This is a genomic window from Paracholeplasma morum, assembly GCF_016907055.1.
In the GTDB taxonomy this organism is placed as follows: Bacteria; Bacillota_I; Bacilli_A; order Acholeplasmatales; family UBA5453; genus Paracholeplasma; species Paracholeplasma morum.
Window position 1 is genome coordinate 64,206 of sequence record NZ_JAFBBG010000002.1, and the last position, 24,353, is coordinate 88,558.

Below are 24,353 nucleotides of genomic sequence, written 5' to 3' on the forward strand. Positions count from 1 at the left end.
TTTGTAGCACTATAACCTTATCACAAAAAATATCAGTTTGATAAGTCATGGAACAAATTGTCGTTTAAACGTCATACATTGTTTGAGTCGTCTTCAATGATCGGGATAAGAATCATCAACGTGAACCAGTGATTCTCAGTGCTAATTTTTACATTTCCACCGTATTTATCCACGATGTTCTTAATGCTTTTCAAACCAAACCCATGATAGGTTTTGTCCCTTTTTGTCGTCAAATAGTTGCCATTTATAACATTCAATTCGTTATTGAAGTAGTTATCAAATTTAATGAATAATAATTGATTTTGCTTGAATATTGCGAGCTTAATGATTCTTTTATCAATTTGCTCAATGCTTCTGACACTTTCGATTGCATTGTCTATCGCATTTCCAAAGATGCTTAATAAATCTAGAACATTGATAAACTTTAAGTGTACGCCATCTGCGACACACGTAAAGTTAATTTGATGTTCTAGTATTTCTACTGCTTTTTGTGTCAGAAGGATATCTAACTCACTGTGACCTGTCTTATATTGTGCTTCATGAGGTTTAATGGATTGTTCTAGTTCATTCAAATAGGCTTCTTTTTGATTGATATCTGTTTCACTTCTTAGAAGGTTTATATAGTGTTTCAAATCATGATAACGTTGATTAACAATTTCCGCATTCTTGATAGACTGTTGAAATTGTTCATATTGTTTATTCAATAAGTGCTGCATTGTATACGCTTCTCTGCTTGAGAACACAGCCATCTTATGCTCTCTTTGTGAGTACAATAAAATAACACCAGCGAGATCTACTAGTGTCCTGATGTATAAGATTTCTGAAGGGTATTGTCCACTAAATGGGGTTTGTATGTTAACAAAACTGATATTGCTAATAGAAAATATGGTGATGCCAATCAATAAAACCGACCACAAGTCATTCTTCGTGACATCAATCTGAAAGTTTCTTGCCTTATATCTTTTCTCTAGTACAATCACAACAGAAAAAAGCACAGCATAAACAACCATCAACGTTAACAGACTGATAATGTCTGTAGCCCCTTCAATATTCACTTGCAGGAAATAAGAAATCTGCCACTCTAAAGATGCAGCTAACTCTGCCATTGTAAATGCGATGATTACAAAATAACCTGCGGTATTGAGTGATACCCTATTTATTGTTAGGATGTATGCAAACATAATTAATACAGCAATAATCATGTTAATAATCCAAAACTGAATTGGCATTGTACCTGCAAGTAATTGGAATCCTAGGATTAGGATAAACCAAAAAGCATGCAATAATAAATTACTATTCCCTTTAATACGCTTAGGTAGATAGAGAATAATAACAAATGTAAATAGCCACTCTGCAATGGCTGTATGATATCTTGGAATGTCTGGTACTGTATGAACAATCGACATCAATAAATTAACCATTATACTGTCCCTCCAATATATTGCGTTAACGCGAGCATGAAACTCTTCTTTCTTGGTCTAGATATCTTTAGCTGATGGGTTTTGATGATTACCTCATCCCCCTTCACAGCAGATACATAAGCTAAATTAACCAAATACCCATGGTTACATCTAAAGAATGACAACCCTGATAACTCTTCTTCCATCCGTTTAATGGTTCCTCTGATTTGATACGTTTGTTTCTCGGTATAAATGATTAAGTCATGTCCAAATGATTCAATAAATAGAATCTCTTGTGAGTTCAACTTAATGATGCCATTTTCAGTAGGAATTAAAATGGCTTTTTGTTTTCTCTTTCTCAGCCTTTCAATCGATTTAGTCAGTTCTTGAGAAAAAGCAAAGTAGGGCAATGGTTTTAAAAGAAAACTTAATGCACCTACGTGATATCCACTAATTGCGTATTGGGCCATATTGGTGATAAATATAATGATCACCTCTTGATCATACTTTCTAATCGTTTCTGCTGCTGACATTCCATCCAATCTTTTCATTTCTACATCCAAAAAGATAATGTCATACTTAGCTTCGTAATCAGAAGTTATTTCATCGCCATCCGTAAATGTATACGTAATAAACTCAACACCATTTTCTGTTTTATACCTTTCTAAATACTGTTTTAATGTTTCAGTGAATTGTAGATTATCCTCTACAATCGCTATACTGATTTTCATAACTACACACCTCCCAATAAATTGTCACTCAATAATACTATAGCATAGAAAAAATCAAAATAAGCTTATCATTTAAGGGCTTTCATAGCCAAAAAAGAGTCCATATGTCGCTACTATGATAATAGTAAACTTACATACTCTCATTTGCTAAATCGATTATACACAAACGTACTTATAGGAGTTTATCAAAAGTAAGATTAAGTTTGATGTGCTATTTTCATTACTTAACGGTAACAAAAAAAGACCTCAAACTGAGGTCCAAATTTCAATTGATATGTAGGATAAAAGTATTATGTTTTTATCCTTGTTAGTGGTTTATTTCTAGAAGACTATCGCCTTCTCAACTAAACTGACCCCTTCGATAATCCAATTTCATTGAAAAAATTACAAATATTGTCTTTATTATCCAAAAAGATATTATTGCCCTTGATTACCACTAAGTAATTCTATAATCTTATCGAGTTTACTCTCCATCGTTTTAAATACTTCTTTTTGATCAATATATGATTGACTAGATGTTATCTCTGAACATTTTCTTATAAGTTCATTTTTTTCATTTTCGAGTTGTCTGATGCGTGAGTCTTTATCTAGACACTCTCTTTTATGTTCTGCTTTTCCTTATCTAATTCAGTCTTTCTTTGTTCGAAGAAGATAAGAAAGGCATACACGACTATTAGAATAACTATTAGCAATACAAGTCCAACTAATAAGAGTATGAATTTACAATCTAATCTAGATAGATTACCGATTAAACTGAATTCAAAGGCTTCTCCTTCAGAGTATCCCTTTATGTTTAGTAGTAAAGATAAAAAGACAACATTTAAAGTTTCCAATAAATGTTGTCTTATAATGATTATTTCAAATTCATTTCAAAGTTCCAAGCAGACTTAACCATTTCATTAATGTCTTTTTCTGCTTTCCATTTTAATTCTTTAAATGCCTTGGTCGCATCCGCATAACTAACTGCAATATCGCCAGGTCTTCTGTCTGTTATCACATAAGGGATATTAATCTTATTAGTATCCATAAAAGCATTAATGATTTCTAAGACGGATGTACCTTTACCTGTACCTAAGTTATAGACATTAACCCCTGTCTTAGTAGACTCGATTGCAGCTACATGTCCTTTAGCTAAATCAACCACATGGATATAGTCTCTTACGCCTGTACCATCTGAGGTATCGTAGTCATCCCCAAAGACATAAAGCTTTTCTCTAATGCCTTTTGCGACTTGTGTCACATAAGGCATTAAGTTATTAGGGATACCATTAGGAATTTCCCCAATTAGACCACTCTCATGTGCACCTACTGGATTAAAGTATCTTAAAAGGGTGACGTTTAAGTTAGATGCTTTCGCAGTATCTGTTAGAATTCTTTCACACATCGCTTTAGTTTCGCCGTATGGATTTGTTCTTTCTAATAGTGGCATGGTTTCATCAAAAGGTGAAACACCATCGCCATAAACTGTGGCGGATGATGAGAATATAAACTTATTAATGCCCAGTTCAACAGCAACCCTAGCTAGGTTAATGGTTGATAGTAAGTTATTGTGGTAATACTTAAGGGGTTCTTTGACACTTTCTCCCACTGCTTTATAACCTGCAAAATGAATAATACCATCGAATGTTTCTAATTTACATAGTTCTAATAAGCCCTCATAATCTGTAGCATCCATCTTAATAAACTTTAGTGACTTCTTCGTAATAGATTCAATCTTTGATTTAACAGATTCTTGTGAATTATAAAGGTTATCAATAACAACCACCTCATGACCTCTTTGTTGGAGTTCTACAACCGTATGAGACCCAATATAGCCCAACCCGCCAGTAACTAATATTTTCATATGTATCCTCATTTCCTCTTATAACTAATAATATTATATACTAAAATACTAAATATTCATACTCCCCGACTAGCGAATAAAAAAGGCCTTGTTTAATCTAAACAAGGACACTTAATCGGTTAGTGGGTCTTTAAATAATCTCTCAATTGAGGTAACGACATCATAGATGATGACCATTAAAGATGTCACTAAAATGCCATATAAATATAAATCAGAAATACTCTTTAAATAAGCCCCAAAGAATATGAACAACGCAATAAAACTAACGCCCATTAAGAACCAGTTAAGTAGTAAGTTAGGTTCTTCTCCATATTCACTAATGATGTTTTGGTTAAATGCCTGAAGCATTAAGAATAATGGGAATATCGTTGAAAGTTTTAAGAAGGAGGCTTCAGTCATTTGACCAATGAAGAACGTGATGTAAAACACATTAAACAAAATCAAATACGTGTTTTCTTCCTTACCCTTATTCTTAATAATCGCGTTATGGTTTTTTACAATACTATAAATGAACCATCCAATTACCAATAATAATCCAAGTATTCCAAGTTCAGCAGTTACGCCAAGTAACATGTTATGTGGAGATGTCACAGAATAAAAGAGTTCATTATAGACAAACGTGAAGTTGTTATACCCAACCCCTTTTATTAGGTTATCATTAATAATCTTGAATGTGTTAATCCAAATCGTATCTCTTCCTGAAAAACTAATCTCATCCCTAATCATCTCGATGTAATTTGAGAATAACCCTAATGAGATTAAAACAATACCAGAAAGTAATAAGAGATTTCCTAATAAAATGATGATCTTCGATGCTTTTTTAAAGTAGGCAAGATAAACGTTAATCATGATGTATAAAATGATTGTCATAAATAAGGCTGTTCTACTACCTGATAAAATAAGCCCGTATCCTAATATAGGAATGGGTAATAGCGCTATAATCTTTAAACCGAATGGTTTCGTGATCATCGCAATAAAGAATGAGACATATATGCCGATAAAGGCATATTCTCCTAACACATTGGGATTATTAAGAATTGCTTGGTGTCTTTCGGCACTAACGACCAAAGTGATTCCCTCAAACACTTTAAGTCCAAAGTGTTTATTACCAATCGCCAAAGATTGGTAAAACACCATCAAGCCTAACAATGAAATTAACCCAACGATAAATGCATTCTTATGAACCAATCTAAATGAAACCAATATGATTAAAAACGTAGGAAACGCTTCTAAAATTAACTCTTTACTTCTTAAGCCCATATCTAGTGAATACCCATTAAAGTCTACAATAATGCTTGAGGCATTATATAAACCTAATGCAAATATCGCTAGAAAAAATAGATTATCTTTAACAAACGACTTAAGATCAAACCTGTAAAAGTTCGTTAACGCAATCGCTAATAATACATAACTCATTTGTTGAAACAACCTGTATTTTGTCACGTCCATATTTGAATCGTTTAAATACCAAATGACGGCATTCATGATTAAAAATAACATGGCAAATATATCCAAATATCTGCTTAAGAATAAATGAAATGGATATAGTATTTTTTTAATCATAATGCCCCCTTCTTTCTAATATAGTGCTTCGTAAGATCTAGTGATTGATTTAATATCAAAATGTTGTTCAATACGAATTCTTGATTTATTTTCTAATGCTTCTTTTTCTTTAACTGTTAGTGACAATATCTCTTTAATCGCATTTTTAAACGCTTCTGGATTTCTTCTTTCGACTACTTTCCCGCAGTCTCCGACAATCATCTTACAGTCGCCTGCATCGGTTGTAATCGGAATGCGTTTAGATGCCATGGCCTCACCTAATACATTAGGGAACCCCTCACCTAAACTCGATAATAAGAAATAATCACTTGCGACAAGTAGTCTATTAACATCGTTTCTAACACCAAGCAAAATGACGTTATCTACTAAGTCATTATCCTGAATCATTTTAGTAAGTGTTTCATTTTCTGGTCTAATATCAATACCACATAATAGTAACTTAAATGAAACACCTTCTTTTTTCAATAAAGACATGGATTTAAAGAGTGTTTCGTGGTCTTTTTGAATATCAAATCTTGCAACGTTAATAAACGTAAGCTCATTAGATAGTCCTAATGATTTTCGCATTTCATCACGGTGACTAGGTTCATACTTAAACTTATCTAACTCAAAACCATTATAGATTGTAACAAACTTCTTATCTTGATACCCTAGTTTCTTGTGAGTAAGCGTTGTTTCATCTGAACAACTTAAGATTTGGTCTGTTAAGAATCCAAAGTATTTGGAGATTCTCGCAATCCTTACCGTAGATGCTTTGTTATGTTCCATTGAGATATCTGCTTGTCTAACACCCCAGATGATTGAATCTACTAATAAGAGTCTGCCCATGATAACCCCAATTAGGTTAGCATGGTATAACCATGTTTGTAAAGTGTTTGTTCCTACTAAGTGATACCCAAGACTGAATAATCCTAAAATGCTCTTTTTGATGCCTCTCATATTGAGAGCGACCACTTTAACCCCTTCTTTTTCAATTAAAGGGCCGTAGAACCCCTTACTGTCTAGAGATATAACTTGATAAGTAAACTTAGATTGATCTCTGTTCTTGATAATTTTATAAAGCATTGATTCGGCACCACCATTATCTAGTCCTGTAATCAAATGCGTAATCTTTCTTTTATAAATGCCTTCTTTTCTAACTTGTCTTGTGATTTCGATTGAAAGACCAAACAAGAAGAATATAAATGTATTGACTGAGTCAACCTTGAAATATGAAAACTCGAAGAATTGTCCCACTAAAAATCCAATTAAAAACAATACAACAAATATAAGTTCAATCCTATAAACATTGGTATACTTAATGGTTCTAATGAGTCTATAAATGTGGTAACAGAAATAACCCAGTAAAACGAGCAAAGGCAAGAAACCCATTTCTAATAGTAACCCTAAATACATATTATGCGATGAAGTAACTATCAACTGTTCTGATAAAGATAAAACCATTGTACTATTTCCATACCCAATACCAAAGAAGAAGTTTTCTTGAATTAATCCTATCATGTAATTCCATATTTCTTCACGATCTGTTAACCCTTGATTGAGTCTGAAAAGATTAATCATGAAATCAATGTCATAAATCATTAGACCGATAATGCCTAAAAGGATTAGAATTGCTGAAGCGTATAATAGCATTCTAATGCGTTTTTCATAAAGTTTGCTTGTTATGATTAACCCAACATAAAGAATGATAGTCATCACGAGTACAACTCTTGACATGGAAAGAATGATCGCCCCAAAAGCAAGCGCTACTAAGCCACCATATAAAATCTCTTTATATATGTTTCTAGATTTCAGTAAATAATAAACACTAATCCATAATCCAATAAAAGCGAATATGCCCCAGGCATTTGGATTGGTTAGAATTGAACTGTATCTGTAGTTATCTGTTAAGAAATTAGGAATGCCTAAGAAGAATGTATCTAGTTTGAATAAGAATCCAATGATTCCCACAACGTTGTAAAATGAGAACAAACCTAATAAGGAATGAAGCACGATGTCTAGGTATTTCTTTGTGTTCCTTTGATAGATGATTTGATAAAGCATGAATAAAGGAATTAAAGAAAATATGTAACTTCTAGACCGTTCTCCATAAACAATAAAGAAACTGTTGAATACCAAAAGAAGTATCACAACGACATAAATCAATACCGTTTTAAATCGTTTCTCTTTAAATATTAGATCGATGTTCAGAATAAAGAGTCCCGCTAAAACCATGTTTGCAGTTGTATAAATGTTTGTATTATTAAGCAGTATCTCTAGATAATTGATATTCCATATCACAAACATCATCAGCAAATAGAATAGAGCGAATATATTCAGTGCTTGAGATCTAACCCTATTGAATTGTTCCACGTTACTCCCCCTTTAGTTGTTTTATCAAATCTTTAATAATCGTCACTCTAAATAGTGATAAAACTAAGTAATAAAGCCCTAAGAATATTAATCCATATATTAAAACCATAAGGACTTCGACTATGCTTGAAGCTGGTAAATATAGATAAGGGTATAAGAAATATAGACCCAATCCTAACACAAGATTGATGACTAAAATCTTTATGAAGTCATTAAACAAATGACTCATGTCTAAGTACTTGTTCTTATGATTATAACAGACAATAACAATTGCCGTAATGATCTCACTAATTGCTAATCCAAAAGCAATGCCATTTACACCCATATAAGTCTTTAAGATGATACTAAATATTATATTCAATAATGCCCCAATTAGTGTGATATAAAGTGGCATTTTCGTATTTTTCTTTGTGTAGGCAATGTGTATAAAGAATTCTCTTACTGCAAAAAAGGTAATCCCAATTGCATAATAGAATAATACACCTGCAGTAATTTTGGTTGCGGCGCCATCAAAGTCCCCGCGTTCAAATAATATTCTAATAACAGAATCTGAGAATACAATCAATATGACGCTTAGTGGTAACACAAGAGACCATATCAATTTAAATGTCGTTAATCCCAACTCCGTATAAGCTTTTTCATCCTTATGTTCTTCATGTTTTAATAACATAGGATAGATCACAACCAACAGTTGTGATATTAAAATGGTGTAAACAATGTTTCTAACCATGAACCCAAAGCTCAAAGCTGAGATTGCCCCATCTCCTAGATTGGAGGCAATCATTTTATCTACCATCGCATTGACTTGAATGATTCCAAACGATATAAACGTTGGGATAAACAATCTTAGGATGGTCCTAAAATGTGAATCATTAAAGTTCAATATGGCTTTATGTCTAAATCCCATTCTAAAGGCAATCACTTCTATGGTAATCCACTGTGTCAAGTAAGCCGCTAAAATCGATATGGCGAGCCCTTCTATCCCGAATTTTGTACTAAATAATAAGAGATAAGCAATCTGGAATAAGTTGAATCCTAGGTCAATCACCGACACGGTGATGAACTTATTATAAACCCTCAGCATTGAAGCTCTAATTTGATATAACGGAATGATTACCATGGTTGGTAATAGTATTCTCGTTAGTTTAATCGTTAACTCTAATTTAACTGGATCTTCAAATCCAGGTGCAATCACTCTAATAATTGGTTTTGTGAATAAAAATGAGAGAATAAATATCACAAATGAGGTTAATAATAAGATATTCGATATATTACTAGATAGTTTGGATTCCTCATTCTTATCCTCATACAACTTCTTAATCTTCGTAAACTCAATCATAAATAAGTTTTGAATCGCAACACCAACAGAGGTAAATAGTAAAGCAGGAATGATTAAAGCTGCATAAAAGGCGTCTGTGGTTAGGCCAACACCAAAGGAAGCGGCTATGCCTACTTCTCTTAATAATCCTAATAGTTTTGAAACAATGGTAATGATGGTTAGAAAACTAACCGTAGTTACCACGCCTTTTACAAGTCTTTTTTCCACAATATACCCCTATTTAATAATCTTCTTTAGTATTTTATATCTGTGGTAATGATAATCATACCGAATGATTTTGTCGTTACCACCAAATCCCTTTTTAAACTTATATACTGAGTAAGCAGGATTGTCCTCACTTACGGGTAGATTAGGAATACCACCTAAGTCGTAGGTATTAAACCCTTTTGATTTTAGTTCTTTAATAATCTCAAAGTGTAAGTACTGTCCAATTGGTGGTAACTTGTCACCATGTTTTGTAGAACCATATAAATATCTTGCATTCTTTCCAACTGTGGAAATGAATGCCATGTTGTATACCACACCTTGAAAACTTGCCACAGCAAAGAACCCAAGATGATGCTTAACTAACATTTCTAGATTGCTTTTTAAGAACTCAAGATTTAAAGCATCAACAGACTTTTCTTTCATCCGTTCATCATAGAGTTTAATAAAATCTAGTATGTACTTATTAGAATAATCCATTGTAACAACCACTTGTTCTTTTTCTGCTTTTCTAACACAGTTACGATTGGTTTTTGATAATCTTTCAAATAGCGTTTCGATATCCTCATTAAGGTCGATCAGAAATGTTGTGTGATAATCGTTAGCGATTAAGCCTTTTAATGAAACTTCTTCGTTGTGTGAGAACTTAATAATCCATCCATCTTTTTTTAGATAGTCAAATACTGCTTTCAATATTTCAGGATCAATCCTATCAGAGGATACCCCACAATATGGAATTACATAGAATCTTTTGTTTATCAAAGGAAACTTTTTATACTGGACAGGAAAACATGCGACTAAGTGATTATCATTGTAAACCCCTAGAATCATGTAATCATACCCTAATACCTTTAACGACTCTAAATAGGGAACCGTTTGGAATACAACAGAGTGATTAGATTGTTGGAGTAAATAATCGTAGTCGGTATAACAACCGACTTCTATTTTCTTAATAACCATTTAATCACCTTTTTCAATAATCCTATTAAAGGATGTTTTCGAATGAACTTCATTACGCCCCATACTTTTAACTTAAACATTAGAAGTGAATCTGTACTAGATATCGTTTCGCGTTCAATGGTATAAGGTGTTTCATCTTTCTTTCTAAATGACTCACCCAAAGACGTAGTAACAGCAACGTCATAGTGCTTAGAAACCAGTTCTAATACCTTATCATTATATAGTCCACCAGGATAGGCAAAGGTAGTAACTTCTTTTCCAATAATTTCTTCAAGTTCTCTTTTGGATTTAATAATCTCATCTTCGATATTAACACCTTCATGTGTAAGCCATGGGTGTGTTAATGTGTGTGAGCCTATTTGCATTTTAGCCTCACTCATTTCCCTGATTTGATTTGTCGTAAGAAGCCTATTTTCAACCCTTTTATCATTACTGTCAATTGGCATAAACAAGCCTTTTATCGCAAGTTCACTTGTGATAAAAAAAGTAGCTTTTAATCCGTGTTTCTTTAAGCTATTAAAAGCAAACAAATAGTTATCTTCATAACCATCATCAAAGGTAATATAAACTGTTTTCGGTTTATGAAAGTCCTTTTTAAGATCTAATGTTTGATACCCTTTTTTCTTTAAATAGGCCATTTGAACATCAAAATTGGTAGGACTTACTTTCATAGAATCTAGGTCTAATCTTTTACCTTTATGTATGATAAATCTAACATCATCTTTCTTAGTATCACCCGTTACACGGTGATACATTAAGACTGGTGTAAAGGTTCTCTTAAAGATCATAAACCAAATTAAATGGATGATTACAACAAGCCCTAAAAGACTTAAGAGTCCATATATTAACATGTATAATCCTCCTAACTTAGTTTTTGATATAACGCTTCGTGGTCTTTAATCATGCGCGAAAGGCTGTATTGTTCTACTTCATTAAATGCATTTGTAGATAGTTTATCACGCGTATCTTTACTGTCTAATAGGTTCTTAATCAAACGGACTAGCTCCGTTTGATTACCACTTTCGAATAAAAGGCCATTATGATTGTGTTTAATGATTTCTTTGATGCCACCAACACTGGATGCAACCACTGGTACTTTAGATGCCATCGCTTCAATGATGACATTGCCGAATCCTTCTTCACTGGATGTCAGTAAGAATACATCAGCTTCTTTTAATAAGTCAGGCGTATCTTTTCGGTAACCTAGAAATAGAACTTTATCTTGAAGGTTCAAGTCGTTAACTTGTTTTTTCAGTGATTCTTCAAGAGGTCCACTACCAACCAATACAAGCTTGGCATCATGGGTCTTAACCACTATAGAAAATGCATTAATCAGAAAGTCCAGTTTTTTTCTTGGGTCAAATCTCGCAATGGTCATTAAAACCTGTTCATTTCCAGACCTTAATACATTGTGAGAAACACCTTTATAAAAACGTGTAAGCTCAATGCCATTATGAATTACTACATACTTAGATTCATGTATGCCAGTTCCTTTAATTGCACTAGCTTTAGAGGCATTAGAGTTTGTGATAATAACAGAGGTTTTCTTAGCCAATCTTCTTTCTAATAATCTATCCATTGGTTTATTTCTAAATAAAGATTCCTCAGTAGAAATCACGACTTTGATTTTTGCTTTAAAAGCCGCTAGTCTTCCCCAGAGTTTACCTGTACTGGTAAAGACTTGGACAATATCGACTTTATGATCTTTTAATAATCGCGCAATTCGATTAACGACAAATAAATCAAACTTCCCCTTCTTGTTAACGCAAAAAACTCTAATGTTAGAGTTTTTGGCTTTTTCCAATAATGGTCCCATTTTGGAAATGGTGATGATAATTGGTTCATACTTTGTTTTGTCTAAACCTTGAGCAAGTTCAACGACTTTGGATTCAGATCCGCCTATCTCAAGGCTTGGAATCACATACGCAACTACTTTCTTCATGTTTATACCAACGCTTTCTTGTACCAATCCAATGTAAGTTTTAAACCTTCTTCAAAACTGTATGAAGGGTTATAATTCATTAAAGTCCTAGCTTGTGTAATATCAGCATTAGAGTGTTTAACATCACCAGGTCTTGTTGGGATATAAACCGGTTCGATGTTAGAGTTTAATAGTTTTCTCATTTCTTTGAAAAGTGTATCTACAGTAACTTGTCCACCATAAGCAATATTAAAAGCTTTGCCAAAGGCTTCGTCTTTGGCTAAACACGCCTTGAGGTTTGCCTCAATGACGTTATCAATATACGTGAAGTCTCTGCTTTGTGTTCCATCTCCGTGAATTTGTGGAGACTCATTGTCTAGGATTTTTTTAACGAATTGAGGAATCACTGCAGCGTAGATGCTATTAGGATCTTGTCTTCTTCCAAATACGTTAAAGTATCTTAATCCGACGGTTCTTAATCCATATAAATCGAAGAATACTTTAGCGTAAAGTTCGTTCACATACTTCGTGACTGCATAAGGTGATAATGGTTTACCAATGCGATTTTCAACCTTTGGAAGGTTAGGTTCATCTCCATAAACAGAACTACTTGATGCATAGACAAAAGTCTTAACTTTCTCGTCTTTAGCAGCTATTAACATGTTCAAGAAACCATTCACGTTGACGTCATTACTCGTCTTAGGATCTTTAATCGATCTTGGTACACTGCCTAATGCTGCCAGGTGAATAACGTAGTCTACACCTTTCGTTGCACTAGTACATGTATCTAAGTCTCTAATGTCTCCTTCAATAAAATGAAATCTATTATGAGCTAGTGACTCGATATTGGATTTTTTACCTGTAGCAAAATTATCGAGTCCAACGACTTCATACCCTTCACTTAAAAGATACTCAACTGTATTGGATCCTATGAATCCTGCACATCCTGTCACTAAAAATTTAGTGCCTTTTGGAAATTTGATGTCTAACATTTTAAAGCCTCCAAGTGTCAAATTCATCACTGAAGTTCGTGATGGATTTGACATCAATCAATGTGAACTTAGAGTGTTTTTGATGATATAGTTTCTTATAATCACTTTCTTTAAGTGATCTATACTCATAATGAGATACTGCTAAAATGATGGCATCTAGATCTTTGACTATATTAAAGTCTACAAGTTCTAATCCATATTCATGTCTTACTTCATCTTTATCTGCAAGTGGATCACATACCATAGGTGTAATGCCATACTCTTTTAATTCATTTATGATATCGATGACTTTGGAGTTTCTAATGTCCGGACAGTCTTCTTTAAAGGTTATACCCATAACGAGGACTTTTGCGCTTTGTGGTGTAACCCCATGCGCAAACATCTTTTTAACAGATTTTTCTGCAATGTATTTACCCATATTGTCATTGATACGTCTACCTGCAAGAATCACTTCTGGTTGGTAACCAAGACTTTGAGCTTTATAGGTTAAGTAATACGGGTCTACGCCAATACAGTGTCCACCGACTAAACCTGGCGTAAATCTTAGGAAATTCCATTTGGTTGAAGCTGCGTCTAAAACATCTTTTGTATCAATGTTTAAAAGATCAAAAATAATAGCTAGTTCATTCATAAAGGCAATATTTATGTCTCTTTGTGAGTTTTCGATGACTTTTGCGGCTTCAGCAACTTTTACAGATTTGGCTTTGAATACACCTGCATCCACAACGATTTCATAGACTTTTGCAATGTGTTCGAGTGATTCTATATCACAACCAGAAACAACTTTCGTAATTGTTTCTAATCTGTGTACTTTATCACCTGGGTTAATACGTTCAGGCGAATACCCAAACTTGAAATCAACCACACGCTTTAATCCACTTCTTTCAAGAATTGGAACAGCGATATCCTCAGTTACTCCAGGATATACAGTGGATTCATAAACCACATAATCTCCCTTATTAAGATGACGAGAAACCACTTCACTGGCTTTAATTACAGGAACTAAATCGGGGGTTTTATCTTCGTTAACTGGTGTTGGAACCGCAACAATGAAAAAGTTAGCTTTGTCTAAATCATTTTCATCATAAGTATAAAGAAGATTAGATACCTTACCTAGGTTTTCATTCCCAACTTCATTGGTTGGATCGATTCCTTTCTTGTAAAGTTCAATCTTATGTTTATTCACATCAAACCCAATCACATCTACGCCCCTTTTAGCAAAAGCATATGCGATTGGAAGTCCAACATATCCTAATCCAATAACCGCTATTTTTAGTGGTTTATTCATGGTTTTGTCCTCCCCCTAAATACTTGTTATAAAGACCGGTAACTTGGTCTAAAACAAGGCTAATATCATATCTCAATGAATGCTCTTTAGAATTCATTGAGAATCTTTCTCTTAATGCGCTATCTTTATATAACTTATCAAGTTTATATTCAAATGCTTCAATATCATTTTTCGGATATAAGAATCCATTATACCCATCTAATACCAATTCCTTATTGCCTCGAATATCACTGGCGAGTATTGGTTTTCCAATTGCGATTGCTTCAAGCAATGCTTTTGGAAGGCCTTCTCTTAAGGAAGTGCTAATAACAACATCGGCGATGTTGTTAAGCTCATTAATGTCTTTTCTAAACCCTAATTGGAATATCTTTTTTTCAAGTTTCTTCTCTTTAATCAGTTGGGCATAGTTTTCGGATTCTTCACCATATCCTATGAGTAAGACTCGTAAGTCATGATATTTAATTTGGGCTTTACTTACAAAATCGATAATAAATCCTTGATTTTTGCCTTTGGTTTGTTCAGCCACATACGTTAGAACAAACTTATCCTCTAAACCCATCTCTTTACGAATGCGTGTGATTTCTTCTTTTGGCAAAGTGTAGTAAGATGCTAAATCGACGCCAACACCTGGCACATATGAAACATTACATTTCTTACTGAATTTCTTCTTAGCAATTGTAAAGTCTTCATAGTTAATGGTAAGCAGTTCATTAGTATATCTAGATAACCACTTTTCAATAGGATAGTATAAAAGCCAAGAAAGCTTAGACCCACCTTTTAAGAAATGAAATCCATGTGCTGTATAAAAAACAGGTGTCTTTGTTTTTCTAAATGCGAGTCTCGTGAATAACCCGCCCATAGGCGTATGACAATGCACCAAATCAAACTTTTCTTCTTTGACCAGTTTCTTAAACGCTTTATAGGTCTTGAAGTTACTTAAAGAAAAGGGTGATCTTGAAAAATCAATTTGATGTTTCTTATCACAATAAAGAATATCTCTTGTAGATTCTTTACTATTAGACGCGACATGCGTCTCATAGCTCTGTTCTTTAAACCATTTTAAATAGGGTAGATGAAAATTAGCAATATGAGAATCCATATGTGCGACAAACAATATTTTCTTCATCATTTTTTTCCTTTTATTTCTAATCCAAGTGTAAACGGAACTGAAGCTAGTTCACGACGTGTGATGACTTCATCTAACTTTGGTATACCAAGTGTTGCTGATGAATCCTTATCAAGTACTGCTCTTATTGTTAAGAATAGTATCTTGAAGTCTAACCATGGACTATAATTTCTAATATAGATTAAATCAAATCTAAGTTTATCTACTGGTTCTGAGTTATATTTACCCAATACTTGTGCAAGCCCTGTAATTCCGGGTTTCACATTCACACGGTATTTGAAGTCTGGAATAGACTTCACGAACTCTTGAATGAATATTTCTCGTTCTGGTCTAGGACCAATCAACGACATTTCACCCTTGATTACGTTTAGAAGTTGTGGAAGTTCGTCCATACGTGTTGCACGTAAGAACTTACCAATCTTTGTAATTCTTGGGTCGTTTTCCATTTGCCATACAGCACCAGTGTACTTCTCGGCATCAACAATCATTGATCTAAACTTATAAAGCATAAACGTTTTATTGTTTCTTGTGATTCTTTCTTGTTTATAAAGTACTGGTCCTTTATCATTCAATTTAATTAATAACGCTGAAATTAGCATAATAGGCGAAGCTATAATTAGTCCAATGACTGAAACAACGATATCAATCGTTCTTTTGATAAAACGTTGGGTTATTGTTAAATGTAACGATTGAGACAAGAAAACCGGAGTGTCTCTTATTTGATCTATCTTAGAGTTAACGATGTTAATCTCATATAATTTTGGAACTAAATAGACATCTTTGTGCATCTTAGATAGGCAGTATGTCATGATATTATTCTTAAATACTTCTTTCAATCCATCAGTAACAATGACATCATCGACTTTATCGATGTAGTCGATAACACATTCGGTGTTATCGATTTGTTCTTGATAAATAACATACTTAAGATGTCTTTTATGTTCTTTACCCATTAGGAATTTAGTAGCCATTAAGTCAGCTTCTACTTTGGGTCCGATAATCAATACACTTCTTTTATCTATCTTAGAAATGATCTTATAGAATAAGTATTTATACACTCCAAAGACAACTATTTGAGTTAAGAATGTAAACCCAATCACATCCGGACTAACTAATACTCTTGAAAGCATGACACTTAAGACAATAACAATCATGTTACCCATAAATAAGGCGAGTATTGCACTTACCATTGTGTCTGGATAGGGTTTTCTAGTAGGTGTTACTTGATATACAACAAATAACATCATCACAACTACTAAGTAGAGTAGTTGTGTAGTTAGGACATTTATATATGTATCAAAAAAGTGTCCAAATAAGTCAATTAGACTCTTGATGAAGTCACCATTTTCAATATATTTATTAAGTTGAACGACTAGTAAGAATGAAAAAATCACAAAGAATAAGTCTAATCCTAGTTCAATTACTCTTATTATTGCATAGTGTCTTTTGAAAAAATCTTTAGACATGAATGTCCTCCTATAAAGATGTTCACATAGTGAACCAATACCTTAAGTATGTGTATATATTATATCGTGAATACTCAAATTATGTAAACTATGTGTTATTTGATAATATTATGTGATAGCACTCAACATCTCTATCAAAAATATTTGTTATTTATTGTAATAAGAATCCATACATCTTAAATACTAACCACTGATAATATTATTAACCTGCTTAACAGTCAATAAAGTGACACATTAAGTGAGAATTTCTTACTTGAGTAATACACTTGATAAGGCGTTTGATAATCGATTAAACTATGGATTCTTTTACGATTATAAAACCCTTCAATATATTCAAAGATCACCAATCTAGCTTCTTCGAATGTCTTTAAAACCATACGACTTAAACATTCTCTCTTGATGATCGAATGAAATGTTTCAATCGGCGCGTTATCATATGGTGTTCCTTTTCTTGAATATGAGTGAATCATTTCATAATTTTCGATGAACTGTTCGATATCATAACTAAAATACTGACTATCTAAATCTGATTGAACAATAATCCCTTTTGTTTGTTTTGTCTTATACACCGCTTGGCGTAAAGACTCAAGGACGATTCCCTGTTTCATGTGGCGTTGATAACTCTATCCTATAATCATCTTTGAATGAAGATCCATGACGGATGCTAGATATGTCCACCCATCATAAACAGTCGAGATATAGGTGATATCCATCACCCATTTCTGGTTTGGGTATAATGTTGTGAAATCTTGATTCATGATGTTTTCTTTATCATTGGGTGCTTTAGAAGTTGATCCTGGCTTATATTTCTTGGAAATGATGGATCAAAGCTCTAATCGCTTCATATAGACGCTGACGCGCTTAAGTGAAGCGTAATAACCTTGTTTAATAAGTTCTCTACGAATCTTTGGTGCACCGTAGACGCTATCAAACTCGGTATAGATTTCAATAATCTTGGATTCGAGTTCTAATCGTTTGATGTCTCTATCAGACATTTAATGCTTGAATAACTCGATAAAATCGACTTTTTCATTTAGGGTTTTCGTGCGAATATGGCGGTCGCTTTTTTTAGGATTTCATTTTCCATTTCAAGTTCCCTGATTCGCTTTTCTAATGCTTTAACTTCTTTTGGTGTAACAAACTTTCCATCTTCCGTGATCACAGGTGTAAGCTCTTTTGTCCATTTGTAGATTGTCCCGATGGGGATGCCATACTCACGAAACAGCTTAGATACTGATTGTCTGATTGAAATTGTTCGACGATTTGTTGTTTAAATTCGTTTGAATAACGATTGCCTGTTGAAGACATGAAATTAACTCTTTTCTTATATTCTAACATAAGAAGGATTCTTACTCATCGTGTCTACTATTCTATATTAACAGCAAAAGATAAGTATTAATTGATAACCAGTATTACTGATTTTTTAGTTATTTTCTATCTTTTTTGCATTGGTATAATAAATAATCAATAATTGTTCTTATTTCATTGAAATAAACAAATAAGGAAATCAATAACAATAAAACAGAAAATACGACAAATTGATAAAATATATTCGATATTGCATTAATTGAATAGAATGCTGCTATCACGGAAGAAATGTACAAGTAATTCTTTTTAGCTATAGATTGCTTTGTTATCTTAATAATATATTGATCAGATATCAAGAACCAAAGAATTTGAGTTGCTAAAGTCGAAATAGCTATCATTACTAAGCTCTTATTAAAAACATAATATAATATATAAATCATTATCACTTGAAGGAATAGCACTGAAACTCCAATTAACAAAAACTGAAAGTTTTTCTTCATAGTTTTATAATAACTGTGTTGAATTACAGTAATCGAGGAAGTAAAAATTACTCCTGGTATAAGTATGTAAAAATACTCTAATGACGGAAAATATTTGGGAATATAATTATCTACTATATAAAATAGAGGGAAATACCCTATAAGTAGAAACGAACTAAACACAATAATGATAGTATTTAATTTATTATATGCACCAATATACACACTTTCATTAGTTTTATTGAGTACTGGATAAATAACTAGACTTATTGCTGATAAAAAAACACTAGTGAACGTCATTAGCGTGTAAGCAAATGAGAAATGGGCAAACACATTTGGATAATTTTCAATTGGATAATAAAACTCAACAAATTGTTTTGGGATGTTTCCAATTAAAATAACAATAAGATTTGACAATAAAAGCGGAATTCCCATCCTGTACATTTTTCTTGTCATTTTATTACCATGCTCTTTGCTATTTGGTGATAGTCCAAAGGGTAAAAATCTTCTATATGTGATCACATACATAATGAGAATAACAAAATTAATAATCGTCATAGAAACTACCATTGACAAGTAATTATCATTTTCAAAAATAAAGATTAAGAGGACCGATATCAATGAAAGAATCGTAAATATGAAGTTTCTAATTGCAAACTCTCTAAATCTACTAGTTATTTGAGATATAAACTGGAAATATCCTGTCAAATTAATAAGAATAATATTTAGAGAAAACACAAGAACAATAATGGATCTATCTCCATTTAAAGTGGTACTAAATAAAACAAAAGGAAATGCCGCGATTACGATGAATAGAGAAAGAAATTTTGTATAGTATTTAAACTCATTAATAGGTAAATCCTCTAGACTACTCCCCGCATAATAAAGATATATACCATCAATTAATCCAAAATTAAAAATTCCGGCATATGACATAAATAAGATAAACAACTTATAGTAACTATAATTAAGTTCACTGTAAATCATAGGAATTAAAAGCATTGTCATTATACTCGATATTAGTTTGAGAAAATTGCTAATAACGACTCTTAAGATATTTCCATAATGCGATTTTTCTAGCATTTTCTGCTTCTTTCATCATCTAGAAAACGGTACAATTTTCTTCTATTTTTTCTATAATTCCTAACTTTTTCAATTGTACTTAAAGCCTCTGTAGTACTGTTAACATTTTCTTTGATTTGTCTTCCATAAAATAAATACTTCACTAGTCTTAAAGAATAAATTAAAATCTTTTCACTCCTTTTGGCAAGAAACCAAATAAATCTGCTAAAATAACCTTTAGAAAATGAACTATTGTTGTGTTTGGCACAATCGAAAATTTGTTGATAGAACTCCGGATGTCTCAAATTTATATTTTTATAAACCCGTTTGAAATTTATCATTTTCTCGAATGTTCCACTTTGATCTATATCATTTAGCGCTTTTATAGCTGTTTCACCCCAAATGGTGCTAACTGTATAAACTTTTGGAAATCTTTGATCCCATTCATACCTATCCTGTCCAATAAAGTGAGGTGCTCTATAAATGTCATTTCCGGTATGTTCACCTCTTATAGCTTGTGCCGTACCACTTTGTCTACATACTCCGTTAAAAGTTAAAGGGTAATCTAAGTAACAATATTTGTTAATCAATAACGAGAGCGACACTGAGGCATATATATCAGGGGTAAGTCCATTTATATATGCTCCAGTTATCTCTTTTATTTTTTCAAGCCATTTCCTTTTTACTATTCCATGATATATGTTCATAAGTTTATATTTCGTATAGTAAAAATCTCCAGATATTACCATCTTTTTTAACTCTTTATTGGTGTCAATACATCTTCTGTTAAACCTAAATCCTCTAAGCGTTAACTTCCCCGAACCTTCTTCTGTTGGCCATACGTATGAATATGACCTATTGTATTGTATCGTTTCAATATCGTTTCTTTTAGCCCAATAAACGACATCTACAATCTCCGGGAGCACTCCATCGTCATCTCCTACTATTACAATATATTCTCCGGTAGAACTTGATATAGCATTATTAAAATTTTCTACAAAAGATACTCTCTTTTTGTTGTATCGATACTTGACTCGGTTATCATTAATCAAATCACCGAGCATAAGCCTCAAACATTCATCGTCGCTATTATCTTCAATTACTATTTCTACTTCCGCTTTATTGAATAATAGAATATTCTTCACTACTTCTAATGCATATTTTTGCCGATTTCTAGTTGGCATCACAATTGATAATAAAGTAGTGTTAGACATTGTAATGGTACAGCTCCTTATTTTCTAGAATCCATTCTTTTTGTTCTTCTAACATTTCCAGATAAGTAGGTACGGAAAATTTAAAGTCTGCTCTAGTATTTATTAGTTCTTTACTAAAAACTGGATAATCAACTGGTTTAATCAAAATAGTTTTATTATATACACTTGATATGAGTACTAACAAATCATATTTGGATATTTTATCATTATTTACAAGATGATATATACCGCTTATATTGGAAGTTAGTAAGTTTTCGATCGCCTTGGCCAAAGTTAATGTCGTAATACCTGTCCAATACACTCTCGAGTATCCATTTATGGCGCCTTGCTGATTCATAAACCAATTGAATAAACCAATACCATTGAAATTCATATCAGGCCCAATTATTGACGTTCTAATGGTTATATTTTTATCATCTTCTAGTTCTCCCAATGATTTACTTAAGGCATAAATACCCTTTCCGTTCTTAGTACTATTTTCATAATACGGTCCATCATATCCTGAAAAAACACAGTCTGTGCTCAAATGAATTACTTTAGTTGCTAATCCTTTTGTAATGCGAGCTAATAGATGGGGCAAATATGAGTTGAGGTAAATTGCCTCGTCTTCCCTAACTTCACAATCACTATTTAGTACACCTATGCAATTCACTATATAATCAAATCCATTTTCGATAATAACTTGAATCAATTTTTCCGTATCAAGGGCATCTCCGATAATATATTTGATATTATTCATCTTTTTATTTTTAGCAAAAGCATATACGTCATAACCTTTTTTGTCGAGAAACATACTTATCATATGTCCAGCCATACCATTTGCTCCAAGTACTAGTATTTTCATCATATCTACCAACTTCCTCATCTATAGGTTTTAAAATCATCTAGTTTCATTAATAATTGTTTCATCTCTGAAATATTAAGCTGCTTTGTATTATGCGATGTATACTGTTTTCCCATAATAATTTTATTGTTACCATCAACGAGATATTTCTCATAGTTTAAATCTCTATTGTCGGCTTTAATACAATAGAATCCCTCTAAATCAACTGCTTTGCTCATTTCTTCATCAGTGACTAAGACTTCATACATTTTTTCTCCATGTCTTGCACCGATGATTTTCATTCCTACATCCGATTTCGTAATTTCTAAAATTGATTTAGCTAAAACTTCAATTGATGCTGCAGGAGCTTTTTGAACATACAAATCGCCTTGGCTAGAATTTTGAAACGCATAGATTACTAGCTCAACAGCATCGTCTAACGTCATCATGAATCTTGTCATGTCAGGATTTGTTATAGGAAGCGGTTGATTATTTGCTATTTTTTCAAGAAATAATGGAATAACTGATCCTCTTGAAGACATAACGTTTCCGTATCTGGTTAGACATAAAATTGTATCACTCTCTCCTAGTTGTCTTGATCTCGCTATCACATTTTTCTCCATTAAAGCTTTGCTAATCCCCATTGCATTTATTGGATATGCAGCTTTATCGGTAGATAAAAATACAGCTTTCTTAACTTTATTTGCGATACAAGCATCTATAACATTATCGCTTCCAATAATATTAGTTTTAACCGCTTCCATCGGAAAAAATTCACAGGAAGGAACTTGTTTAAGTGCAGCAGCATGAAAAACATAGTCTACACCTACAAATGCACTACTTATAGATTTATAGTCTCTTACATCACCAATATAAAACTTAACTTTATTGTTATTATATACTTTTCTCATATCATCTTGTTTCTTTTCGTCCCTCGATAATATTCTTATTTCTCTAAGTTCAGAGTTTAAAAACCTCTTAACAACTTCATTTCCAAATGATCCTGTCCCTCCAGTGACCAATAAAACCTTATCCTTAAAAATATCCATTTTCATCACTTTTCCTCTAAATTTTCAAGAGGTTTTTCTCCTTTATTCATTCTTGACACTCCGTACAAAGTACCTATAATTATCCAAAAAATAAAATCAACTTGATAAGTAAATATCCCCGGTTCTATTAGAGAATTTATTAATAAAACAGTAACAACTGCTTTATACACATTAGATTTTGTATCGTACTTTTTTATTTTTTGATATATATCAATAAGTATGATTGAAAATATAATTACTCCAAATAAGCCAACTTCATAAAACAATTGACCTAACCAATTATGTATTTTTGCTGCACCAAGTTCATATTCTAATCCTTGACCAAACAAAGGATTGTTAAGACTTGTCTTAAATCCTTCAATTAGTAGAGATAGTCTTCCACTTAATAACGCATCTATAGAAATTGTACTATCCTCTTTCGCAAATCCAAGTAGAAAATCACGAATAAACCCTAAATCAATCTTAGTTAAGAGTAAAACAATTACACTTAGAACCGTTGTTATTAGTGTTATTGCTATCGTAATATTTTGTTTATTTGACTTCCTCAATAATATTATTAAATAGTATATAAATTTAACAATTAATAAAAAACATAGAATAATTAGACCTGTTCTAGATTTTGTTAAAAATATACCAATGATTAGAATGAGACTGTATAGGATTTTTCTGAATATTCTAACTGTATAAAAATCGTTAATAATCAATAGTGGCAGCAACATTACTGAAAGATGATTACTAGCTCCTACAGGAATAACCATATATTGCTTATAATAAAGCGCGTCAAAAGGTATATTAACCAGCATAAATGTTAGTACTATTTGAATAGACATTATAACCCCTAATAATATAAGCGAGTTGAAAACTATTTTTTCGTTTGCCATATAAAATCCCATCAAAAAAAATAAAACTATCAAGGATCTCCCTAACAAATTTCCATAGTAGGTATCAGGATCCTTTATAAAAACAATAGGAATAATGCTAACAACTACAAACAAAACAGCAAAAAACAATATTGATGGCAACTTTAACTTTATTTTAAAGATAAAATTATGCGCTAACGAAATAACTGATATTGTGAACAAAATAATAACTGGATTAAAACTAAAATAAGGCAAAGTTACGCCTTGATTCGTGATCTTTTGATTTTGTGTTACCCACAATAAAACAACAATGCAAAAAACGAACAAAATCTTTTGAAAAGAAAACGCGGTTAAAATGCTTTTTTTCACTTAT

The 24,353-nt window shown here is 32.5% G+C and carries 22 protein-coding genes; all 22 read right to left on the reverse strand.

Going from position 1 to position 24,353, the window contains the following annotated elements; genetic code table 11:
- Positions 1-71: 71 nt before the first annotated feature.
- Positions 72-1,421, reverse strand: a complete 1,350-nt coding sequence (locus tag JN09_RS01655) for a sensor histidine kinase (RefSeq protein WP_204432052.1) — start codon at positions 1,419-1,421, stop codon at positions 72-74.
- Positions 1,421-2,131: a LytR/AlgR family response regulator transcription factor gene (locus JN09_RS01660; RefSeq protein ID WP_204432053.1), complete on the reverse strand. Its 711-nt coding sequence runs from the start codon at positions 2,129-2,131 to the stop codon at positions 1,421-1,423. The genes JN09_RS01655 and JN09_RS01660 overlap by 1 nt, the downstream gene beginning before the upstream one ends.
- A gap of 587 nt (positions 2,132-2,718) precedes the next feature.
- The gene (locus JN09_RS01665) at positions 2,719-2,964 is read right to left on the reverse strand and encodes a hypothetical protein (RefSeq protein WP_204432054.1); all 246 of its coding nucleotides are present in this window, start codon (positions 2,962-2,964) and stop codon (positions 2,719-2,721) included.
- 20 nt (positions 2,965-2,984) lie between these two features.
- The gene (gene galE / locus JN09_RS01670) at positions 2,985-3,974 is read right to left on the reverse strand and encodes a UDP-glucose 4-epimerase GalE (RefSeq protein ID WP_204432055.1); all 990 of its coding nucleotides are present in this window, start codon (positions 3,972-3,974) and stop codon (positions 2,985-2,987) included.
- A gap of 111 nt (positions 3,975-4,085) precedes the next feature.
- Entirely contained in the window at positions 4,086-5,537 is a 1,452-nt protein-coding gene (locus JN09_RS01675; protein WP_204432056.1) for an O-antigen ligase family protein, read from the reverse strand.
- A 15-nt stretch (positions 5,538-5,552) separates the two neighbouring features.
- Positions 5,553-7,889 carry a glycosyltransferase gene (locus tag JN09_RS01680; protein ID WP_204432057.1) on the reverse strand — a complete coding sequence of 779 codons (2,337 nt, stop codon included), beginning with the start codon at positions 7,887-7,889 and terminating at the stop codon, positions 5,553-5,555.
- Position 7,890: 1 nt separating this feature from the next.
- On the reverse strand, positions 7,891-9,435 hold the full coding sequence (gene murJ / locus JN09_RS01685) for a murein biosynthesis integral membrane protein MurJ (RefSeq protein ID WP_204432058.1): 1,545 nt from the start codon (positions 9,433-9,435) through the stop codon (positions 7,891-7,893).
- Between the two features lie 9 nt (positions 9,436-9,444).
- Entirely contained in the window at positions 9,445-10,392 is a 948-nt protein-coding gene (locus JN09_RS01690; protein WP_204432059.1) for a lipid II:glycine glycyltransferase FemX, read from the reverse strand.
- Positions 10,374-11,243 carry a polysaccharide deacetylase family protein gene (locus JN09_RS01695; protein WP_204432060.1) on the reverse strand — a complete coding sequence of 290 codons (870 nt, stop codon included), beginning with the start codon at positions 11,241-11,243 and terminating at the stop codon, positions 10,374-10,376. The genes JN09_RS01690 and JN09_RS01695 overlap by 19 nt, the downstream gene beginning before the upstream one ends.
- A gap of 11 nt (positions 11,244-11,254) precedes the next feature.
- Entirely contained in the window at positions 11,255-12,334 is a 1,080-nt protein-coding gene (locus JN09_RS01700; protein WP_204432061.1) for a glycosyltransferase, read from the reverse strand.
- A gap of 2 nt (positions 12,335-12,336) precedes the next feature.
- Positions 12,337-13,305 (reverse strand): SDR family oxidoreductase, encoded by a 969-nt coding sequence (locus JN09_RS01705; RefSeq protein WP_204432062.1) that lies wholly within the window; start codon positions 13,303-13,305, stop codon positions 12,337-12,339.
- Between the two features lies 1 nt (position 13,306).
- A complete protein-coding gene (locus JN09_RS01710) occupies positions 13,307-14,593 on the reverse strand; it encodes a nucleotide sugar dehydrogenase (protein ID WP_204432063.1) in 1,287 nt (428 codons plus the stop codon).
- On the reverse strand, positions 14,586-15,719 hold the full coding sequence (locus JN09_RS01715) for a glycosyltransferase family 4 protein (protein ID WP_204432064.1): 1,134 nt from the start codon (positions 15,717-15,719) through the stop codon (positions 14,586-14,588). The genes JN09_RS01710 and JN09_RS01715 overlap by 8 nt, the downstream gene beginning before the upstream one ends.
- A complete protein-coding gene (locus JN09_RS01720; RefSeq protein ID WP_204432065.1) occupies positions 15,719-17,185 on the reverse strand; it encodes a sugar transferase in 1,467 nt (488 codons plus the stop codon). Before JN09_RS01720 ends, JN09_RS01715 begins: the two co-directional genes overlap by 1 nt.
- A gap of 218 nt (positions 17,186-17,403) precedes the next feature.
- Complete coding sequence (locus JN09_RS01725; protein ID WP_204432066.1) at positions 17,404-17,793, reverse strand: integrase core domain-containing protein; 390 nt, start codon at positions 17,791-17,793, stop codon at positions 17,404-17,406.
- Between the two features lie 15 nt (positions 17,794-17,808).
- Complete coding sequence (locus tag JN09_RS07750) at positions 17,809-17,943, reverse strand: DDE-type integrase/transposase/recombinase (RefSeq protein ID WP_506737257.1); 135 nt, start codon at positions 17,941-17,943, stop codon at positions 17,809-17,811.
- Between the two features lie 66 nt (positions 17,944-18,009).
- Positions 18,010-18,180, reverse strand: a complete 171-nt coding sequence (locus tag JN09_RS01730; RefSeq protein WP_204432067.1) for an IS3 family transposase — start codon at positions 18,178-18,180, stop codon at positions 18,010-18,012.
- 163 nt (positions 18,181-18,343) lie between these two features.
- A complete protein-coding gene (locus tag JN09_RS07605; protein ID WP_235985153.1) occupies positions 18,344-18,523 on the reverse strand; it encodes a hypothetical protein in 180 nt (59 codons plus the stop codon).
- A gap of 1,525 nt (positions 18,524-20,048) precedes the next feature.
- A complete protein-coding gene (locus tag JN09_RS01740; RefSeq protein ID WP_204432068.1) occupies positions 20,049-21,248 on the reverse strand; it encodes a glycosyltransferase in 1,200 nt (399 codons plus the stop codon).
- Positions 21,241-22,092, reverse strand: coding sequence for an SDR family oxidoreductase (locus JN09_RS01745; RefSeq protein WP_204432069.1), 852 nt, complete (start codon positions 22,090-22,092; stop codon positions 21,241-21,243). The genes JN09_RS01740 and JN09_RS01745 overlap by 8 nt, the downstream gene beginning before the upstream one ends.
- A gap of 17 nt (positions 22,093-22,109) precedes the next feature.
- Positions 22,110-23,120 carry a polysaccharide biosynthesis protein gene (locus tag JN09_RS01750; protein ID WP_235985158.1) on the reverse strand — a complete coding sequence of 337 codons (1,011 nt, stop codon included), beginning with the start codon at positions 23,118-23,120 and terminating at the stop codon, positions 22,110-22,112.
- Between the two features lie 5 nt (positions 23,121-23,125).
- Positions 23,126-24,349, reverse strand: coding sequence for an O-antigen ligase family protein (locus JN09_RS01755; RefSeq protein ID WP_204432070.1), 1,224 nt, complete (start codon positions 24,347-24,349; stop codon positions 23,126-23,128).
- Positions 24,350-24,353: the final 4 nt, after the last annotated feature.